The sequence below is a fragment of the Lentzea sokolovensis genome, assembly GCF_033949975.1.
Classification (GTDB): Bacteria; Actinomycetota; Actinomycetes; order Mycobacteriales; family Pseudonocardiaceae; genus Lentzea; species Lentzea sokolovensis.
Window position 1 is genome coordinate 1,095,782 of the sequence record NZ_JAXAVU010000001.1, and the last position, 21,413, is coordinate 1,117,194.

The following is a 21,413-nucleotide window of genomic DNA, read 5'->3' on the forward strand; positions in this document are numbered from 1 at the left end:
CTCCGCGATCAGGTCAGGAGGGGTCGCCGTCGAGGGCCAGGGCGACGAGGTCGTCCACGTCCATGGCGTCGATCGAGGCTTCGATGGGGGCGGTGATGACGGCCGCGGGGTCGGCGAGCCGCAGCAGGGGTTCGAGCAGCCCGGCCGCGCGCAGCCGGTCGATCCCGATCGCGGCGAGCACCGCGGTCAGGTCCGGCTCGACCGGTTCGACGTGCAGCTCGGACTCCAGGTGAGTGGCGAGCGCGGTCGCGTCCGGGTAGCTGAACACCAGCGTCGCGGGCAGCCGCAGGCCGGTCGCGGCACCGATCCGGTTGCGCAGCTCGACCGCGGTGAGCGAGTCGAAGCCCAGGTCGCGGAACGACTGCCTGGCCGGGACGGCGTCCGCGTCGGAATGCCCGAGCACGGCGGCCACCTGGGTGCGGACGAACCCGACGAGCAGTTCGTGACGGTCGGCTTCCGGCACCGCGGCCAGACGCTGTGCCAACTGGTCCGGCGCGGCTGCCCGTGCCGGAGTCCGGACGAGTCCCCGCAGCAACGCGGGCACCTCGCCCCGTGCCGTGAGGTCGAGCCGCATCGGGACGAGTGCCGCGCCACCGTCGGCACGGGACGCGTCGTACAACGCCAGCCCGTCCTCAGTGGACAGTGCGGTGACCGCACCCCGGCGTGCCGCGTCTCCCATGCCGCCGGCCCACAGGCCCCAGGCGAGGGACTGCGCCGGCAGGCCGGCAGCGCGGCGATGGGCGGCCAGTGCGTCGAGGAACGCGTTGGCTGCCGCGTAGTTCGCCTGTCCCGGCGTGCCGAGCGTGCCGGCGGCCGAGGAGAACAGGACGAACTCGTCGAGGTCGCCCGCCAGTTCGTGCAGGTGCCAGGCCGCGTCGGCCTTGGCCCGCAGCACGGCCTCGACCTGCTGCGGTGCCAGGGTTTCCACGACACCGTCGGCGAGCACGCCCGCGGTGTGCACGACCGTCGTGACCGGGTGGGTGGCGAGCAGATCGGCCACCGCGTCCCGGTCGGCGAGGTCGCACGCCACGAGCGTCACGTCCGCGCCGAGCTCACGCAGTTCCGCGGCGAGTTCGGACGCACCTGGCGCCGTGGAGCCGCGGCGGCTGGCGAGCACGAGGTGCTGTGCTCCCCGCTCCGCCAGGTGACGGGCGACGGCCGCACCCAGCGCGCCGGTCCCGCCGGTGACGAGCACGGTTCCGGACGTCGCCGGCACCTCGCTCTCACCGACGCGGACACGGGCCAGCCGCGGCACGAACAGTCGCCCGGACCGGACAGCCGCCTGTGGTTCCTCGGTCAGCACGGGAACCGAGTCGTCGAGATCGAGGATCGCGAACCGGTCCGGGTGCTCGGCCTGAGCCGAGCGCAGCAGGCCCCACACGGCCGCGGCCGCCAGATCCGGCACGTCCTCGCCGGGCGAGGCCGCGACGGCGCCGCGAGTCACGACGACGAGCCGTGCCCCGGAGCCCGCGAGCCACTCCCGGACGGTGCCGAGCACCGACAGGACGGTCTCGCGCACCACTGCGGGGACCGTGCCGGTGAGCCGCGGTACCGGCAGGAAGACGACTTCCGGGTTCTCCCCGGACACCTCGACGCCCGCCTGCTTCAGTGCGGCGACCAGATCGGTGTCGTCACCGAGCACCTCGCACCGGGCGAACGGTGGCGTGGTGATCGGCGCCGGGACCCAGTCGACGCGGAAGAGCGCGTCCCGCACCCCGAGCACGTCGGCGGAGAAAGGCCGCAGCGTCAACGAGTCCACGACGCCGACCGGCGCTCCCGTCCCGTCGGCCAGTGCGAGCGCGAAGCCTTCCGGTGCCGGGGTGAGCCGGACCCGCAGGCTGGTCGCGCCGACGGCCGAGAGGTGGACGCCGCTCCAGGAGAACGGCAGTTGCGCCGTGCCGTCGCCCTTCAGCGCGGCTGTGTGCAGCGCGGAGTCGAACAGCGCCGGGTGCAGCAGGAATCCCGGTGTGGCCTCGGGAAGAGCGACTTCCGCGAACAGCTCCTCACCGCGCGACCAGGCGGCCCGCAGCCCCTGGAACACCGGTCCGTAGCCCAGCCCCGCTTCGGCGAACCCCGCGTACACGTCGTCGATCGCCACCGGTTCGGCACCCGCGGGCGGCCACTCGGTCAAGGCCACCAACGGTTTGGTGCCTTCGGCGACCGTGCCCGCGGCGTGCCTGGTCCACGGCTCGGTGTCATCCCGGCGGGCGTGCACGCGCACCGGACGTTCCCCGTCCTCGGCGGTGCCGACCGTGACCTGGAGCTGAACGCCCTGGTCCGGCACCACGAGAGGAACTTCGAGGGTCAGTTCGGTGACGACACCGCAACCGGTCTCGGCCGCGGTCCGCAGCACCAGTTCGAGCAGCGCGGTGCCCGGTAGCACCGTGGTGCCGCCGACGGTGTGGTCGGCGAGCCACGGATGGGTGCGCGGCGAAAGCCGTGCTGTGCCGAGGACACCGTCCTCGCCTGCCAGCGGGACCACCGCGGCGAGCAGCGGGTGTCCGGTCGCGACCAGGCCGGCCGAGGTGACGTCCCCGGACGGCGTGGCGGCGAGCCAGAACCGCTCCCGCTGGAAGGCGTAGGCCGGCAGGTCGACGTGACCGCCGGGGCCGAAGCCCGCGGCCCAGTCGACCTGGCGTCCCCGCACGTGCAACCGGGCCAGCGCGGTGATCAGGGTCTCCGCCTCCGGACGGCCCGCCCGCAGCACCGGGACGGCCTCACCGTCGACCATCGCGCTCAGCACGCCGTCCGGTCCCAGTTCCAGGAAGTCCGTGACGCCGTGGACTTCGCGCAGTGCCACCACCCCGTCGTGGAACCGCACCGGTTCACGCACCTGGCGCACCCAGTGTTCCGCGGTGGCCGGGTCGCTTCCCTCCACTGTGGACACGATGGGGATGCTCGGTTCGACGAAGGTCAACCCCTCGACGACCGCACGGAACTCCTCCAGCATCGGTTCCATCAACGCGGAGTGGAAGGCGTGGCTCGTGTTGAGCCGCTTGGTCGTCGTCCAGTTCGCCGCGAACTCGGTGACGGCGTCGGCATTACCGGACAGCACCACTGAGTCCGGCCCGTTGACCGCGGCCAGCGAGACACCGTCCGGCAACGGCTGAACGTCTTCGACCGAGGCTTGGACGGCGATCATCGCGCCACCCGAGGGCAGCGCCTGCATGAGCCGGCCACGTGCGGCGACCAGCTTGGCGGCGTCCTCCAAAGACAGAATCCCGGCCACGTGCGCGGCCGCGATCTCGCCGACCGAGTGCCCCAGCACGACCTCCGGCTCGACGCCCCACGACGCCAGCAGCCGGAACAGCGCGACCTCCAGCGCGAAGATCGCCTGCTGCGCGAACTCGGTCGTGTCCAACTCCGGGCCGCCGCCGAAGACGACGTCACGCAGCCTCGGGTCGAGGTGCGCGCAGACCGCGTCGAAAGCCGCGGCGTAGACGGGGAAGCACTCGTGCAGTTCCTGGCCCATGCCCGGCCGCTGCGAACCCTGGCCGGTGAAGAGGAACGCGGTCCGCCCGTCCGCCACGACCGCTCCGGTCACGGCACCGGACCCGTTGCCGAGCTCCGCCAGTCCGGCCTGCACATCACCGACGACGACCGCGCGGTGGGCGTGCCGAGACCGGCCGACCAGTGCCTTCGCCACAGCCGCCGGTGCCTGCTCGGGATGAGCGGTGAGGTGTTCCCGCAACCGGGTCGCCTGCGCTCGCAGCGCGGCCGGCGACTTGGCCGAGAGAACGAAGGGCGGGCACGGATGCGTTGCCACAAGGGCTTCCGGCTCCGGAACCGCTTCGAGGATGACGTGCGCGTTGGTACCGCTGATGCCGAACGACGACACCGCGGCACGACGAACGCGGTCACCCGCGGGCCACGCGACGGGCTCGGTCAGCAACCGGACCTCACCAGCACTCCAGTCGACGTGCGGAGTCGGCTCGTCGACGTGAAGCGACTGCGGCAACACACCGTGCCGCAACGCCTGCACCATCTTGATCACGCCCGCGACGCCCGCCGCGGCCTGCGTGTGCCCGAGGTTCGACTTGACCGAACCCAGCCACAGCGGCGTTTCCCGGTCCTGACCGTAGGTGGCGAGAACCGCCTGGGCCTCGATCGGGTCGCCGAGACGGGTGCCGGTGCCGTGCGCCTCGACAGCGTCCACATCGGACGGTCCGAGACCGGCCGCGGCGAGCGCCTGCCGGATCACCCGCTGCTGCGAGGGCCCGTTCGGCGCGGTCAGGCCGTTCGAGGCGCCGTCGGAGTTGATCGCGGAGCCCCGCACCACCGCCAGCACGCGGTGGCCGTTGCGTCGCGCGTCGGACAGCCGTTCCAGGACCAGCACGCCCACGCCCTCGGACCAGCCGGTGCCGTCGGCGGCCGCCGCGAACGGCTTGCAGCGCCCGTCGGGTGCCAGCCCTCGCTGACGGCTGAACTCGACGAACGTCGCCGGGGTCGCCATCACGGTGACACCACCGGCGAGTGCGAGCGTGCACTCGCCCTGCCGCAACGCCTGTGCGGCGAGGTGCAGGGTCACCAGAGACGACGAGCACGCCGTGTCGACGGTGACCGCCGGGCCCTCCAGCCCGAACGAGTAGGCGACGCGTCCGGACAGGACGCTGCCGGAGTTGCCGATGCCGACGAACCCCTCCACACCCTCCGGCACGTCGGTCAGCCGGGCACCGTAGTCGTGGTACATCTGACCGGCGAACACACCGGTGCGGCTACCGCGCATGGCACCAGGGTCGATGCCCGCACTTTCAAACGCCTCCCACGACGCTTCCAGCAGCAACCGCTGCTGGGGATCCATCGCAAGTGCCTCGCGCGGACTGATCCCGAAGAACGCCGCGTCGAACTCCGCCGCGTCGTAGAGGAAGCCGCCCTCACGGGTGTAGGTGGTGCCGGACCGTTCGGGGTCGGGGTCGTACTCGACGTCCCAGCCGCGGTCGGCCGGGAACTCCCCGATGGCGTCACGCCCGTCGAGGACCAGCCGCCAGAGCTCGTCCGGCGAGGTGACACCGCCGGGGTACCGGCAGCTCATCCCGACGATCGCGATGGGCTCGTTCACAGCAACGGCCACCGGCGCGGCCACGTCGGCACGTTCGCCGGTCAGCTCGGCTTCGAGGTGGTCCGCGAGCACGGCAGGTGTCGCGTGGTCGAACACGACGGTCACGGCGAGGCGGAGCCCGGTGGCGGCGTCGAGCCGGTTGCGCAGCTCGACCGCGGTCAGCGAGTCGAACCCCAGTTCCGAGAAGGCCTGGTCCGGCTCGATCGCGGCGGCCGAACCGTGGCCGAGCACCGCCGCGGACTCCGCGCGCACGAGGTCGAGCAACGCCTTGCGGTCCTTGCCGGCGCGCTTCGCCGCCGCCTTGCGGACGGGGACGCGCACGAGCCCGCGCAGGATCGCCGGGAGGCGCTCGCCCTGGCCGCGCAGGACCGCGTGGTCCAGTTTCACCGGCCACAGCACCGGTTCGTCGTGCCGTAGAGCAGCGTCGAAGAGCGCCAGTCCGGTGGCGGTGTCGATCGGGCGCAGGCCGCTGCGTTCGATCCGGCGCCGCTCGCCCTCCGCGAGCCCCGCTGCCATGCCGTCCAGCCACGGCCCCCAGGCCAGCGACCGCGCCGGCAACCCCTGCGCGACCCGGTGGGAGGCGAGGGCGTCGAGGTAGGCGTTCGCGGCCGCGTACCCGGCCTGGCCCGCACTGCCGAAGGCGCCGGCGACCGAGGAGAACAGCACGAGTTCGACCTGACCTGACGTCAGTTCGTGCAGATGCCTTGCGGCGTCGGCCTTCGGGCCGAGTACCGCGGCGAGCCGGGCGGGATCCTGCGCGCTGAGCAGGCCGTCGTCGAGCACCCCGGCCGCGTGCACGACCGCCGTGAGCGGGCGGTCCTGCGGAACGGACTCGAGCAACGCGGCGAGCTCCCCGCGATCGGCGACGTCGCACGCCTCGATCGTGACTCGGGATCCGGCCGCCTCCAGTTCCGCGACGAGAGCCTTCGCACCTTCAGCTTCCAGGCCTCGGCGTGAGGTGAGCAGCAGGTGCCCGGCCCCCTGCGCGGCGAGGTGCCGGGCGACGGCAGCACCGAGGGAACCGGTGCCGCCGGTGATCAGCACGGTCCCGTGCGGGTCGGCGATGGTCGTGGCCTCGCCGTGCCCGGTGACCTTGGCCAGCCGCGGCACGAGCACCTGGCCGTCGCGGACGGCCGCCTCCTGCTCGTCGGGCAGCGCGGGGAGCTCGTCGTCCGGCCCCAGGTCGGCCAGGCCGAACCGGCCGGGGTACTCCTGCGCGGCGGTGCGCAGCAGGCCTCGTGCGGCCGCGGCGGCGAGATCGGTGACGTCCTCGCCGGGGCGGGTGGCCACGGCCCCGCGGGTCACGAGGACCAGGCGGGACCGGGTGAACCGCTCGTCCGCGACCCAGGTGTGCACGAGATCGAGGGCGCGCGTGACGGCGTCGGCCAGGTCGCACGGTGCCCACTCGATCGCGACGACGGAGGGCACCGGGTCAGCGAGAGCGGCGAGACCGGCCGCGATCCCCAGGCGGGCCGGGTCGGCGTCCGCCAGACCGGCCACGGCCAGCGGGTGAGCCGAGCCGGCGTCCACCAGACCGGCCACGATCACCGGTCGAACACCGACCTCCGCCGCGCGCACCCACTCCAGCCGGTGCAACGCCTCCACCCTCGTCGTCACCTGGTTCGCCGACACCGGACGCAACGCCAGCGAGCGCACGCTCGCCACTCCCCGTCCGGTCGCGTCGGCGAGGGTCAGGCTGATCGCGTCCTGACCGGCCGGGCGGATCCGCACCCGCAGCGCCGCCGCACCCGTCGCGGACAGGGACAAACCCGTCCAGGAGAAGGGCAGGAACCCACCATCGGCCACGAACGCCCCGAGGCCAACGCCGTGCAGGGCCGCGTCGAGCAGAGCCGGATGCAGGCCGTACTCCCCGGCCTCCGCCACTCGGTCCTGCGGCAGCTCGACCTCCGCGAACACCGTGTCGTCGTGCCGCCAGGCCGCCCGCACCCCCTGGAACGCCGGGCCGTAGCCGAAGCCCTGCTCCGCGGCCCGGTCGTAGAGATCGCCGACCGGCACCTCGACCGCCCCTGCGGGCGGCCAGTCAGTGAGGTCGTCGACCTGCACGTCGGAAGCACTCACCGCACCGGTGGCGTGCAACACCCAGGAGTCCTCATCGGACTGTCGTGAGTGGATGGTCAGCGGTCGTCGCCCGTCGGCAAGCGCTCCGACGGTCACTCGCAGGGAAACCTGACCTCGCAGCACCAGTGGCGTGCCGAGGGTGAGCTCATCGACGACCGGGCATCCCAGCTCGGCCCCGGCGCACAACGCGAGGTCCGCGAACGCCGCACCGGGAAGCAGCGGCTCACCCAGCACCTCGTGCTCGGCGAGCCACGGCGCGGTCCGGACCGACAGCGTGCCGGTGAACACCGTCCCGCCGTCCGGCAGGTCGACGGCGGCGCTCAGCAGCGGGTGGCCGGGCGCGGACTGACCGAGTGCGGCCACATCGGCGATCGGAGCCGCGTCGAGCCAGTACCGCTCGCGTTCGAAGGCGTAGGACGGCAGGTCGACCGGCGCGGAGCCGGTGCCCGCGAACACCTCGGACCACTCCGGCTCGACGCCCCGGACGTGCAGCCGGGCAACCGCCGAGAGCACCGAGGAGGCCTCCGCGCGTCCGGCACGAAGCAGCGGGACGGCGTCGTCGACCATCGCGGCGAGAACGGCGTCGGGCCCGATCTCGACGAACTCCGTGACGCCCTGTTCCCGCAGCCGCGCGACGGCGTCGTCGAACCGGACGGGTTCACGGACCTGCTGCACCCAGTACTCCGCCGACAGCTCGGCCGAAACATCCACACTGGACACGAAGGGAATCGACGGCGGCAAGCACTCAAGACCGTCGATCGCGGCGCCGAACTCGGCCAGCATCGGCTCCATCAGCGCCGAGTGGAACGCGTGGCTCGTGTTGAGCCGCTTGGTCTTCGCGAACCGCGAGGCCACCGCGACAACCGCGTCCTCGACCCCGGAGAGCACGACCGAGGAAGGCCCGTTGACCGCGGCGAGCGAAACTCCCTCGGGCAGCGCCAGCACGTCCTCCTCGGACGCCTGCACCGCGATCATCACGCCACCCTCGGGCAACGCCTGCATCAACCGCCCACGCGCCAGAACCAGCGCGGCGGCGTCCTGCAACGACAGGATCCCGGCGACGTGGGCGGCGGCGATCTCGCCGACGGAATGCCCGGCGACGAGCCCAGGCCGGATGCCCCACGACTCCAGCAGCCGGAACAACGCCACTTCCAGCGCGAAGATCCCCTGCTGCGCGAACTCCGTGCGATCCAACTCCGCAGAATCCAGCACCTCGCGAAGCCGCGGGTCCAGCAGCGCACACACCTCGTCGAACGCCGACGCGTAAGCCGGGAAAGCCTCGTACAGTTCGCGCCCCATGCCCGCACGCTGCGAACCCTGACCGGTGAACAAGAACGCGACCTTGCCGGCGCCAGCGCGTCCGATGTGGACGCCCGAAACAGATGAGCCCGAAGCGACGGCCTCAAGCCCGCGCAGCAGTTCGGCACGGTCGGCGCCGACGACGGCCGCACGGTGGTCCAGCGCCGCGCGACCACCGGCCAGCGCCTGGGCCACCACGGCCACCGGCAGGTCCGGGGCCGCACCGAGCATCCGTCGCGCCTGCTCCCGCAGAGCGTCCGGGGACTTGGCCGAGAGCACCCACGGCACCACCGGCAGCTCGCGGGAGGCGGCTGCAACGGGCGCGTCGGGCGCTTCCTCCAGCAGCACGTGAGCGTTGGTGCCGCTGATCCCGAACGACGACACCGCGGCACGACGAACGCGGTCACCCGCGGGCCACGCGACGGGCTCGGTCAGCAACCGGACCTCACCCGCGGTCCAGTCGACCTGCGGCGTCGGCTCGTCCACGTGCAACGTCCTGGGCAACAGCCCGTGCCGCAACGCCTGCACCATCTTGATCACACCCGCGACGCCCGCCGCGGCCTGCGTGTGCCCGAGGTTCGACTTGATCGAACCCAGCCACAACGGGCCCTCCGCACGTTCCTGACCGTAGGTCGCCAGCAACGCCTGAGCCTCGATCGGATCGCCGAGCCGCGTGCCGGTGCCGTGCGCCTCGACAGCGTCCACATCGGACGGAGTAAGGCCCGCGGTCGCCAGCGCGGCCCGGATGACACGTTGCTGGGACGGCCCGTTCGGCGCCGTCAGACCATTGGACGCGCCGTCCGAGTTGACCGCCGATCCACGCACGACGGCAAGCACGCGGTGCCCGTTGCGCCGGGCGTCGGAAAGCCGTTCCAGCACGAGAACGCCGACGCCCTCGCCCCAGCCGGTGCCGTCGGCGGCCGCGGCGAAGGACTTGCAGCGCCCATCAGCCGCGAGCCCGCGCTGGCGCGAGAACTCCAGGAACGTCGCCGGGGTCGCCATCACCGTCACACCACCGGCGAGCGCCAGCGAGCACTCGCCCGAACGCAGTGCCTGAGCAGCTAGGTGCAGCGCCACCAACGACGATGAACACGCCGTGTCGACGGTGACCGCCGGTCCCTCCAGCCCGAACGAGTAGGCGATCCGTCCGGAAAGGACGCTGCCGGAGTTGCCGATCCCGAGGAACCCTTCGAGATCCGCCGGCGCGGTCGTGATCCGGGCGCCGTAGTCGTGGTACATCAGGCCCGCGAAGACACCGGTGCGGCTGCCCCGCACCGAGTCGGGAGCGATGCCCGCGTTCTCGAACGCCTCCCACGAGGACTCCAGCAGCAACCGCTGCTGCGGGTCCATCGCGACGGCCTCACGCGGGCTGATCCCGAAGAACGCCGCGTCGAACTCCGCCGCGTCGTAGAGGAACCCGCCCTCACGGGTGTAGGTGGTACCGGCCCGCCCGGGATCCTGGTCGTACTCAACGTCCCAGCCGCGGTCGTCCGGGAACTCCCCGACGCCGTCCCTGCCCTCCGCCACCAGCCGCCACAGGTCGTCCGGCGACGTGACGCCACCGGGATACCGGCAGCTCATCCCGACGATCGCGATGGGCTCGTCGGCCGCGACGACCACGGCCGGCGCGGCAGAGATCGAGGTGCCCAGCAGTTCCGCGCCGAGGTGCGCGGCGAGCGCGGCCGCGCCGGGATGGTCGAACACGAGCGTCGACGACAGCCGCAGCCCGGTCGCCTCCGCGAGCCGGTTCCGCAACTCGACCGCGGTGAGCGAGTCGAACCCGATGTCGCTGAACGCCTTGCTCACGTCGACCCTGACACCGGGCTCGTGCCCCAGCACCGTCGCGGCCTCGGTCCGGACCAGCTCCAGCAGCAGCGTCTCGCGCTCGGCGGCGGTGACGGACGCCAGCCGCTCACCGAACGCCGAACCGGGCACCGCGCGCCGAGCCGACGGCCGAACCAGGCCGCGCAGCAGCGCCGGCACCTGACCGGCGCGGAACGTGGCCAGGTCCAGCTTCACCGGCAGCGTGACGGCCCGGCCTGCCGCCAGTGCGGCGTCGAACAGCGCCAGTCCATCCTTTGTGGACAGAGGAATCAGACCACCCAGCGGTGCGTCGGCGGCCATGCCGGTCTCCCAGGCACCCCAGGCCATCGAGGTGCCGGGCAGTCCGGCGGCCCTGCGGTGCGCCACCAGTGCGTCGAGATAGGCGTTGGCGGCGGCGTAGTTCGCCTGCCCGGCCGCACCGAAGGCACCGGCGACCGACGAGAACACGACGAACGCCGACAGACCGGCGTCGAGAGTCAGCTCGTGCAACAACCAGGCCGCGTCGACCTTGGGACGCAGCACCACCGCGAGCCGCTCCGGCGTCAGCGAGTCCAGCACGCCGTCGTCGAGCACACCGGCCGCGTGCACCACGGCGTCGAGGCCGGGCAACGAGCCGAGCAGCGCGGAGACCGCGGCCCGGTCGGTGACGTCGCAGGCCACGACCTCGACACCGAACTCGGTCAGTGCGGCCGCACCGGGCGCCTCCTGACCTCGGCGAGTGGCGACGACGACCCGCCGGGTGCCGCTGTCGAGCAGGTGCCGGGCGAGCGCCGACCCGAGCGAGCCGGTGCCTCCGGTGATCAGGACCGTGTCCCAGTTCAGGGGATCGCCGGCGGGCGCGACGGCCCTGACCAGCCGCGGCACGAACACGCGGCTGCCGCGGACGGCGAACTGCGGCTCTCCTGCCGGGAACCGCGTGACGTCAGCCAGGTCGGTGTCCACCAGCACGAAACGGTCGGGATGCTCGGCCTGTGCCGCCACCACCAGTCCCCGCACGGCCGCGCCGGCGAGATCGGTGACGGCCTCGTCCTCCACGGCGACCGCACCGCGCGTGACGACCACCAGGCGTTCGTCGGGCGCGTGCTCGGCGGCGAGCCAGCTCTGCAACTCCCTCAACACGTGAGTCGTCGCGGCATGCGTGGCAGCGGCGTCCGTACCACCGTCGACCGTCAGGAACGTCGGCCTGACGTACTCGGACATCCCACCGGGCGGCAGCAGCGGCCAGTCCACCGCGAACAGCGACTGCCGGGGCACGGCAACCGGTCGCACGGTCAGCCCCTCGACGGCGGCGACCGGCTGGCCGGTCTCGTCGGTGGCCACGAGCGCGACGGTGTCCGATCCGGTGGCGGACAACCGGATCCGCAGCGCCGACCGGCCGCGGGCCGGCACTGTGACGCCGGTCCAGGAGAACGGCACCCTGCCCGCGCCGGTGTCCGGTAGAACGCCGAACGCCAGCCCGTGCAGCGCGCTGTCGAGCAGTGCGGGGTGCAGCGCGAACTGCCCTGCGGCCTGCGCCGACTCCGGCAGCTCGACCTCGGCGAAGACGTCGTCGCCACGCCGCCAGGCAGCACGCAGGCCCTGGAACGCCGGGCCGTAGTCGAAACCGCGGTCGGCGAACCGCGCGTAGAGGTCGTCGACGTCGAGGACTTCGGCTCCGGCGGGCGGCCACTCGGCGGATCCCGTGGCGGACCGGCCTGCCGTGGACAGGGTGCCGGTGGCGTGCCGGGTCCAGGGCTCGTCGAACGCCGAACCCGCTGGGCGTGCGTGGATGCGCAGGCCGCGGGCACCGTCCGGTCCGGGAGCGCCGACGGCGATCTGGATCTCGGCTCCGCTGTCGGTCAGGGTCAGCGGCGCCTCGATGGTGAGCTCGTCGATCCGGTCGCACCCGGCCTGTTCGGCGGCGCGCAGGGCCAGTTCGACGAACGCGGTGCCGGGTACCAGCGTCGTGCCGAGCACGACGTGGTCGGCGAGCCACGGGTGCGATCGCGGCGAGAGGACGCCCGTGCAGAGGAACCCGTCACCGTCGGCGAGAGCCAGCGCGGCACCCAGCAGCGAGTGGTCGAGGCGGGTGAGTCCGGCGGCGCTGACGTCACCGGTGATGGCGGGTGCGGCCAGCCAGAACCGCTCGTGCTCGAACGGGTAGTGCGGCAACGGGAGCCGCCGGGTGCCGCCGAAGAACTTCGGCCAGTCGACGGCCGTGCCGCGGACGTGCAGCGTGCTAAGACCGCGGATCAGCGTCTCCGGCTCGGGCTTGTCCCCGCGCAGCAACGGAACCGCGCCGTCGGCGAGCGGGGTGAGCACCGCGGCCGGACCGATCTCGGCGAGCACCGTGACGCCTTGAGCGCGCAGGCGTTCGACGCCGTCGTGGAACCGGACCGGCTGCCGCACCTGGCGGACCCAGTAGTCCGCGTCCCACGCCGCTGATTCTTCCACTGTGGACACGAGGGGAATCGTCGGCGCGGAGAAGGTGAGCCCGGCGAGAGCCGTGCGGAACTCGGCGAGCATCGGTTCCATCAGCGCCGAGTGGAAGGCGTGGCTCGTGTTGAGCCGCTTGCTCTTCGCGAACCGAGAGGCAACAGCGACAACCGCGTCCTCGGCCCCGGACAGCACGACCGAGGACGGCCCGTTCACCGCGGCCAGCGAAACCCCGTCCGGCAGCGGCAGAACCTCGTCCTCCGAGGCCTGCACGGCGATCATCGCGCCGCCCTCGGGCAACGCCTGCATCAACCGCCCACGCGCCAGAACGAGTGCGGCCGCGTCCTCCAACGACAGAATCCCGGCGACGTGCGCCGCCGCGATCTCCCCCACCGAGTGTCCGAGCACGAAGTCCGGCCGGACACCCCAGGACTCCAGCAGCCGGAACAACGCCACTTCCAGCGCGAAGATCCCCTGCTGCGCGAACTCCGTGCGATCCAGCTCCTCGGAATCCAGCACCTCGCGAAGCCGCGGGTCCAACAGCGCGCACACCGCGTCGAACGCCGACGCGTAGGCCGGGAACGCCTCGTACAGCTCACGGCCCATGCCCGCACGCTGCGAACCCTGACCCGAGAACAGGAACGCGGTCTTCCCACCCGGCTGTCCCTGAACGACGTCGAACTCGCGCAGAGCGGCGCGAAGCGCGCCCCGATCCGAAGCGACCACGACGGCGCGGTGTTCCAGACCACCCCTGGTCGCCATCGCGGCGGCCAGTCCGGACAGCTCAAAATCCACAGTGGACAGCAGGTGAGCCTGTTCCTGCAGCGCGGTCGCCGTGCGGGCGGACAGAAGCACCGGCGTCACCGGCAGCGCAGGCACCTCCACGGGCTCGACGGCCGGGGCCTGCTCCAGGATCACGTGCGCGTTGGTACCGCTCATCCCGAACGACGACACGCCCGCGCGGCGCGGCCTTCCGGTCTCGGGCCACGGCGTCGTGTCGGTGAGCAGCCGGACGTTGCCCGCCGCCCAGTCGACGTGCGGCGTCGGCTCGTCCACGTGCAGCGTCTTCGGCAGCACGCCGTGCCGCATGGCCTGGATCATCTTGATCACGCCACCGACTCCGGCGGCGGACTGGGCGTGCCCGATGTTCGACTTCAGCGAGCCGAGCCACAACGGTTCGGGCCGATCGCCGCCGTAGGTCGCGAGCACGGCCTGCGCCTCGATCGGGTCGCCGAGCCGGGTGCCGGTGCCGTGCGCCTCGACAGCGTCCACATCGGACGGAGAGAGGCGGGCACCTGCCAACGCGTCCCGGATCACGCGCTGCTGCGACGGCCCGTTCGGTGCGGTCAGCCCGCTGCTCGCACCGTCCTGGTTGACCGCGGAACCCCGCACCACGGCGAGGATCTCGTGGCCGTTGCGCCGTGCGTCGGACAGCTTCTCCAGCAGGACCAGCCCGACGCCCTCAGCCCAACCGGTCCCGTCCGCCGCCGCGGCGAAGGACTTGCAGCGCCCGTCCGCCGCGAGCCCGCGCTGGCGCGAGAACTCGACGAACAACGTCGGCGACGCGAGGACCATGACGCCACCGGCGAGCGCGAGCGAGCACTCCCCCGCACGCAGCGCCTGTGCGGCGAGGTGCAGCGCCACCAACGATGACGAACACGCCGTGTCCACCGTGACCGCGGGCCCCTCCAGCCCGAACTGGTACGCGAGCCGTCCGGAGATCACACTGCCCGCGTTGCCGGTCAGGATGTGGCCTTCGAGGCCTTCCGGAGCCGCCGGGAAGCCGCTGGCGTAGCCGGACGAGGACGCGCCGACGAACACGCCGGTCCGTCCGCCGCGCAGGCTCGCCGGGTCGATGCCGGCGTCCTCGAACAGCGCCCACGACGACTCCAGCAACAGCCGTTGCTGCGGGTCCATCGCCAGCGCGGCCCGCGGCGAGATGCCGAAGAACTCGGCGTCGAAGCCCGCGACGTCGTCGAGGAACCCGCCCGCCCCCGTGTGGCTCGCGCCGCGCTGGTCGGGGTCCTGACCGGTCAGGGCGGCGATGTCCCAGCCCCGGTCGTCCGGGAACGGCGTGATGGCGTCACGGCCTTCGCGCACCAGTTCCCACAGGTCGTCCGGCGACGTCACGCCGCCGGGATAGCGGCAGCTCATGCCGACGACGGCGATCGGCTCCGGTTCGCCGGACTCGATCTCCTGCAGGCGCGTGCGCGTCCTCTGCAGGTCGGCGGTCACCCGGCGCAGGTACTCGACCAGCCGTTCCTCGTTGGACACCGTCAGTTCCCCAATGTGTTGTCGATGAAGTCGAAGAGGTCGTCCGCGGACGCCGTGGCCAGGCTGTCCGCGACGTCGGCCCCGGCGGTGCCGGACCACTTGGCCAGCAACGTCTGGAGCCGCCCGTGCAGCGCGGCGCGACCGGCGTCGTCGAGTTCGGCGGCCAGCAGCCGCGTCTCCAGACCGTCCACTTCGGACAGAAGTCGGTCGGCGTCCGGCGCGGTGCCGGACAGCTCGCCGCGCAGGTGCGCCGCGAGAACCGCGGGTGAGGCGTGGTCGAACACCAGCGTCGACGGCAGCCGCAACCCGGTCGCCGCGGCGAGCCGGTTGCGCAGTTCGACGGCGGTCAGCGAGTCGAACCCGACCTCCAGGAACCCGCGGTTCGTCTCGACAGCCGTGGCGTCGGCGTGCCCGAGCACCGCGGCCATCGCCTCGCGGACCAGGTCCAGCACGATCGCGTCCTGCTCGGCCGTGGTGCGCCCGGCCAGCCGCCGGGTCAGCTCGGCCACGTCGGACGGCGCGACCGCGCGCCGCGGCTTCGCCCTGACCAGACCGCGCAGCAACGCCGGCACGTCCTCACCACGCAGTGCCGCCGGGTCGAGGCGCATCGGCACGAGCAGGCTCGCCGCCTCCGCGACGGCCGCGTCGAACAACGCGACGCCATCCTCTGTGGACAGAGGCAGCAGTCCGGACCGGCTCATGCGGCGGCGGTCGGTCTCGCCGAGTTCGCCGGCCATGCCCGTGTCCCACGCGCCCCACGCGAGCGAGACGGCCGGCAGCCCTGCTGCCCGGCGGTGGTGAGCAAGTCCGTCGAGGTAGGAGTTGGCGGCCGCATAGCCGCCTTGCCCTGGCGTGCCGGAGAGTCCGGACACCGACGAGAACAGCACGAACGCGGCGAGGTCGGCGTCGCGGGTCAGCTCGTGCAGGTGGCGAGCGCCGTCCGCCTTCGGCCGCAGCACGGCCGCGAGGTCGTCGCCGGTGAGCCGGTCGACGGTGGCGTCCGCCAGCACACCCGCGGCGTGCACCACGGCGGTGAGCGGCCGGTTCAGCCCGGCCAGCAACTCGGCCACCGCGGCCCGGTCGCCGACGTCGCAGGCCGCGATCGTCACTCCCAGCGCGGCCAGTTCGGCCGCACCCGGAGCGTCCAGGCCGCGGCGCCCGGTGAGCACGAGATGTTTGGCGCCACCGGCGACGAGGTGCCGGGCCAGCGCGGCACCGAGCGCTCCCGTACCGCCGGTGATCAGCACGGTGCCCTCGGGGTCGATCCCGTGCGGGACGGTGAGCGCGAGCTTCCCGACGTGCCTGGCCTGACTCAGGTACCGCAGCGCGCCCGGCGTCTGCCGCACGTCCCACGCGGTGACGGGCAGCGGCCGCAGGTGCCCCGCGGCGAACAGGCCCAATACCTCCGTGAGCATGCGCCCGAGCCGCTCGGCTCCGGCCTCGGCGAGGTCGAACGCCCGGTAGTCGGTGCCGGGCACCGAACGGATGTCGGCCTTGCCCATCTCCAGGAACCGGCCGCCGTCCGCCAGCAGTGACAGCGACGCGTCCACGAACTCGCCCGCGAGCGAGTTCAGCACGACGTCCATCTGCCCGAAGCGCTCGGCGAACTCGAGGGTGCGCGACGAGGCCACGTGCTCAACACCGAGGCCGCGTACCACGGCGTGCTTGCCGGGACTCGCGGTCGCGTACACCTCGGCACCGAGGTGGTGTGCGAGCTGAACAGCGGCCATGCCGACGCCACCCGCGGCCGCGTGCACCAGCACGGACTCGCCCGGCTTCAGCTCGGCGAGCTCGACGAGGCCGTAGTAGGCGGTCAGGAACGCGACCGGCGTGGTCGCGGCCTGCGCGAACGTCCAGCCGTCCGGAACCGGTGCCACCAGGCGGTGATCGGTGACGGCGTGGGTGGCGAACGTGCCGGGGAACAGGCCGAAGACCCGGTCCCCCACCGTCAGCCCGGTGACGCCCGAGCCGACCTCGGCGACCACACCCGCCGCCTCCTGTCCCAGCGGAACGGGCCCGCCGGGGTACTGACCGAGAGCGTTGAGGACGTCGCGGAAGTTCACGCCGGCGGCGCGGACCGCGATCCGCACCTCACCCGCGGCAAGCGATTGCGCCGGTTCCGGCACCGCCGTGACACCGTCCACCGTGCCGGGCGCGGTGACCGCGAGCCGCCAGTCACCTGCCGGAAGCTCCAGGCCGCTCGCCGTCCCCCGGACGACGCGAGGGACCAAGATCCGGCCCGCCCGCACCGCCAACTCGGGCTCTCCCGCCGGAAGCGCGGGAACTGTCTCGTCGTCGAGGTCGACCAGCCGGAACCGGCCGGGGTGCTCGGCGCGCGCGGAGCGGACGAGCCCCCAGGCCGCGGCCGCTCCGAGGTCGGGAACCGCGTCACCGTCGGCGGCGGCGACCGCTCCCCGAGTGAGGAACACCAACTCGGCGTCCCCTTCGGCGGCGAGCCAGGACTGGATCTCGGCCAGCACCGTCGCGGTCGTGGTGTGGACATCGGCCGGAGCGATCAGGACGGTCTTGGCGTCGGCAGCGGGCTCTCCTTGAGCCTCAACCCATTCGACGCGGAACAGCGCGTCCCGGACCTGCCCGAACTGGTCTGCTGCGACCGGCCGCAGCACAAGCGATGCCACGGACAGCACCGGCCTGCCCGATCCGTCGGCCACCGTCAGAGCGACGGTGTCGGGCGCGATCGGCGTGAGACGGACCCGCAGGGTCGCGGCGCCCTCACTGTGCCGTGCCACCCCGGACCACGTGAACGGCAAGCGTCCCTGGCCGTCGTCGGGCAGCAGGTCGCCGAGCCCCAGACCGTGCAGCGCGGCGTCGAGCAGCGCGGGGTGCAGGCCGAACCGCGCCGCGGTGTCGCGGTCGGCGGCGGGCAACGCCACCTCGGCGAACACCTCGCCGTCCCGCAGCCACGCCGTACTCAGCCCCTGGAACGTCCGCCCGTACGTGAAACCCCTGTCCTCGAAACCGGTGTACAGGTCCGTGACGTCCACTTCGGACGCTCCGGCAGGTGGCCATTCGCCGAGATCCTCGGCGGACGCCGGTTCATCGGTCAGCACACCGGTGGCGTGCCGCGTCCAGTCCTCGGCCTCGGCGCCGCGGGAGTGCACGGTGACCTCGTACCGGCCGTCGACCGGCACGATCGCCACCTGGATCCGGACCGTGCCGGTCGGCGGCAGCACGAGCGGTGCGGCGATCGTCAGTTCCTCCAGCACCGCACAGCCGACCTCGGCACCCGCGCGCAGAGCGAGCTCCACGAACGCCGTGCCGGGCAGGATGACCGCGCCGTGCACGGCGTGCCCGGAAAGCCACGGCGAGGTCCGGGTCGAGAGCGCACCGGTCAGCACCCGGCCACCGGACTCGGGCAGCTCCACGGCCGCGCTGAGCAACGGGTGGCCGAGCGCGTTGGCCTCCCCCGCCGCGGCGCCGTCCAGCCAGAACCGCTCGTGCTGGAAGGCGTACGTCGGCAGGTCCGCACGAACCGGACCAGGTCCGAACACCTGCGCCCACGAAACGGTCTCGGCGAAGTGCGCGAGCGCGGTCAGCACGCCGAGGCAGTCGGAACGGCCCGCCACCAGAGTGGGCACGGCCTCCTCGACCATCGGGGTGAGCACCGCGTCGGGACCGAGTTCGACGAACTCGGTGACACCGACGGAACGCAGCCGCGCGACGGCATCGGCGAACCGGACGGGTTCACGCACCTGCCGAACCCAGTACTCCGGCGCGAATTCCAGCTCATCATCCACAGTGGACACAAACGGGATGGACGGTTCCGCGTGGGGAAGGCTATCGACAACAGCGCGGAACTCGGCGAGCATCGGCTCCATCAGCGCGGAGTGGAACGCGTGGCTCGTGTTGAGTCGCTTGGTCTTGACGAACTTCGACGCCACCGCGGTGACCGCGTCCACCTCTCCGGACAACACCACCGAGGCAGGACCGTTCACCGCCGCCAGCGAAACCCCTTCCGGCAGCGGAAGAACCTCGTCCTCGGAAGCCTGCACCGCGATCATCACGCCACCAGGCGGCAAAGCCTGCATCAGGCGTCCACGCGCGGTCACCAGCTTCGCCGCGTCCTCCAGGGTCAGGATCCCGGCGACGTGGGCCGCCGCGATCTCCCCGACCGAATGGCCGGCGACGAAGTCCGGCCGCACACCCCACGACTCCAGCAACCGGAACAACGCGACCTCGACCGCGAAGATCGCCTGCTGCGCGAACTCCGTCTGATCGAGTTCGGGCGAGCCGAGAACCTCCCCGAGCCGCGGATCCAGCAGCGCACACACCGCGTCGAACGCCGACGCATAGACAGGAAACGCCTCGTACAGCTCCCGGCCCATGCCCACGCGCTGAGAACCCTGACCGGAGAACAGGAACGCGATCTTCCCGTCGGCCGAACCACGGACCACCTCGGCGACCGACCGGCCCTCGGCGAGCCCGGTGAGCCCGCGGCGGAAGCCGTCGAGGTCGGCGGCGAGCACCACGGCCTGGTGGTCGTGCGACGCCCTGGCCGTGGCGAGGGTCCTCGCGGTCGCGACCAGGTCGGGTTCCGTGCCGAGGAACGCCAGCAGCCGCAAAGCCTGCGCCCGCAGCCCGGCCTCGGACCTCGCCGAGACCAGCCACGGCACAACGCCGCCGGAGTACGTCTCCACCGGCATAGGCTCAGGAGCGGGCGCCTCCTCCAGAACGACGTGGGAGTTGGTCCCGCTGATCCCGAACGACGACACCCCGGCCCTGCGCACGCGACCACCAGCCGGCCACGGCACTGATTCGGTCAGCAACGAGACCGCGCCGGCCGACCAGTCCACCTGGGACGAAGAAATGTCCGCGCGCAGCGTCTTCGGCAGCACCTCGTGCCGCAACGCCTGCACCATCTTGATCACGCCGGCGACGCCCGCGGCCGCCTGGGTGTGCCCGAGGTTCGACTTCACCGAACCCAGCCACACCGGCGCGTCCCGGTCCTGCCCGTAGGTGGCCAGCAACGCCTGCGCCTCGATCGGGTCGCCGAGGCGAGTCCCGGTGCCGTGCGCCTCGACGGCGTCCACATCGGACGGACGCAGACCGGCGGCGTCGAGTGCCTGCCGGATCACCCGTTGCTGCGACGGACCGTTGGGTGCCGTCAAACCGTTGGAAGCACCGTCCTGGTTGACCGCCGAACCGCGCAGCACCGCGAGCACGGGGTGGCCGAGACGGCGGGCGTCCGACAGCCGTTCGACCAGCAGCAGCCCGGCGCCCTCGCCCCAGGCCGTGCCGTCGGCGGTGTCCCCGAACGGCTTGCACCGACCGTCCACGGCCAGACCACGCTGACGAGAGAACTCGACGAACCCGATCGGCGTGGACATCACGGTCACTCCGCCCGCGAGCGCGAGCGTGCACTCCCCCGCCCGCAGTGCCTGCGCGGCAAGATGCAGTGCCACCAGCGACGACGAACACGCCGTGTCCACCGTGACCGCGGGGCCTTCCAGACCGAACGCGTACGCGACCCGGCCGGAGAACACGCTCGCCGAACTGCCGGTGCCCAGATAGCCCTCGACCTGCTCACGGGCGTTCATCAGCAGAGTGCTGTAGTCCTGGCCGTTCGTTCCGACGAACACGCCGACCCGGCTGCCGCGCAACGCCACCGGGTCGAGCCCCGCGCGTTCGAACACCTCCCACGACGTCTCCAGCAGCAACCGCTGCTGAGGGTCCATCGCCAGCGCCTCCCGCGGGCTGATCCCGAAGAACGCCGCGTCGAAGCCGGTCACGTCGTCCACAAAGGATCCGTGCCGGACGTAGGAACGGCCGGGCACCTCGGGATCGGGGTCGTACACGGCCTCGACGTCCCAGCCGCGGTCGCCGGGGAACTCGGTGGCGGTGTCCCGGCCGTCGGCGAGCAGCTCCCACAGGTCCTCCGGCGAGCTGACTCCACCGGGGAACCGGCAGCTCATCGCGACGATCGCGATCGGTTCGTCGGCGGCCGCCCGCTCGGACACCTCGCTGACAGCACCACCGGTACCGGTGAGCCGCTCCGCGAGATGGCGGACCAGCGCGCCAGGACTGGGGTGGTCGAAGACCAGGGTCGCGGGCAGTTTCAGGCCCACCGCGGCACCCAGCCGGTTCCGCAGCTCGACCGCCGTCAGCGAGTCGAAACCCAGATCGCGCAGGGCTCGGGCGGGATCGATGCGGCCGGGCTCGGAGAACCCGAGCACGGCGGCGATCTGCGTGCGCACGATCTGGAGCAGCCGGCGGTCCCGCTCCTCCGGTGCCAGGTCGGCGAGACCGGGTTCGGCATCGGTGCGGACGAGCCGCATCTCGGGAAGGTCGGCGAGCAGCGGACTCGGCGCCACGGCCGCGGTCCAGTCGACGTCGGCGACGACGACAGCCGTGTCGTCGAGGTCGAGGACCCGCTGAAGACCGTCGAGCGCCAGTTCCGGCGCCATCGGCGGCACACCGCGTTGCAGCAGCCGGGTTTCCAGGC

General features: G+C 72.6%; 1 protein-coding gene and 1 pseudogene. Both read right to left on the reverse strand.

Annotated features, from left to right (window positions below):
• Window positions 1-13: 13 nt before the first annotated feature.
• Window positions 14-14,950: pseudogene (locus SK854_RS04400) on the reverse strand (SDR family NAD(P)-dependent oxidoreductase); the annotation flags it as partial.
• Between the two features lie 2 nt (window positions 14,951-14,952).
• A complete protein-coding gene (locus SK854_RS48360; protein WP_455032259.1) occupies window positions 14,953-21,384 on the reverse strand; it encodes an SDR family NAD(P)-dependent oxidoreductase in 6,432 nt (2,143 codons plus the stop codon).
• Window positions 21,385-21,413: the final 29 nt, after the last annotated feature.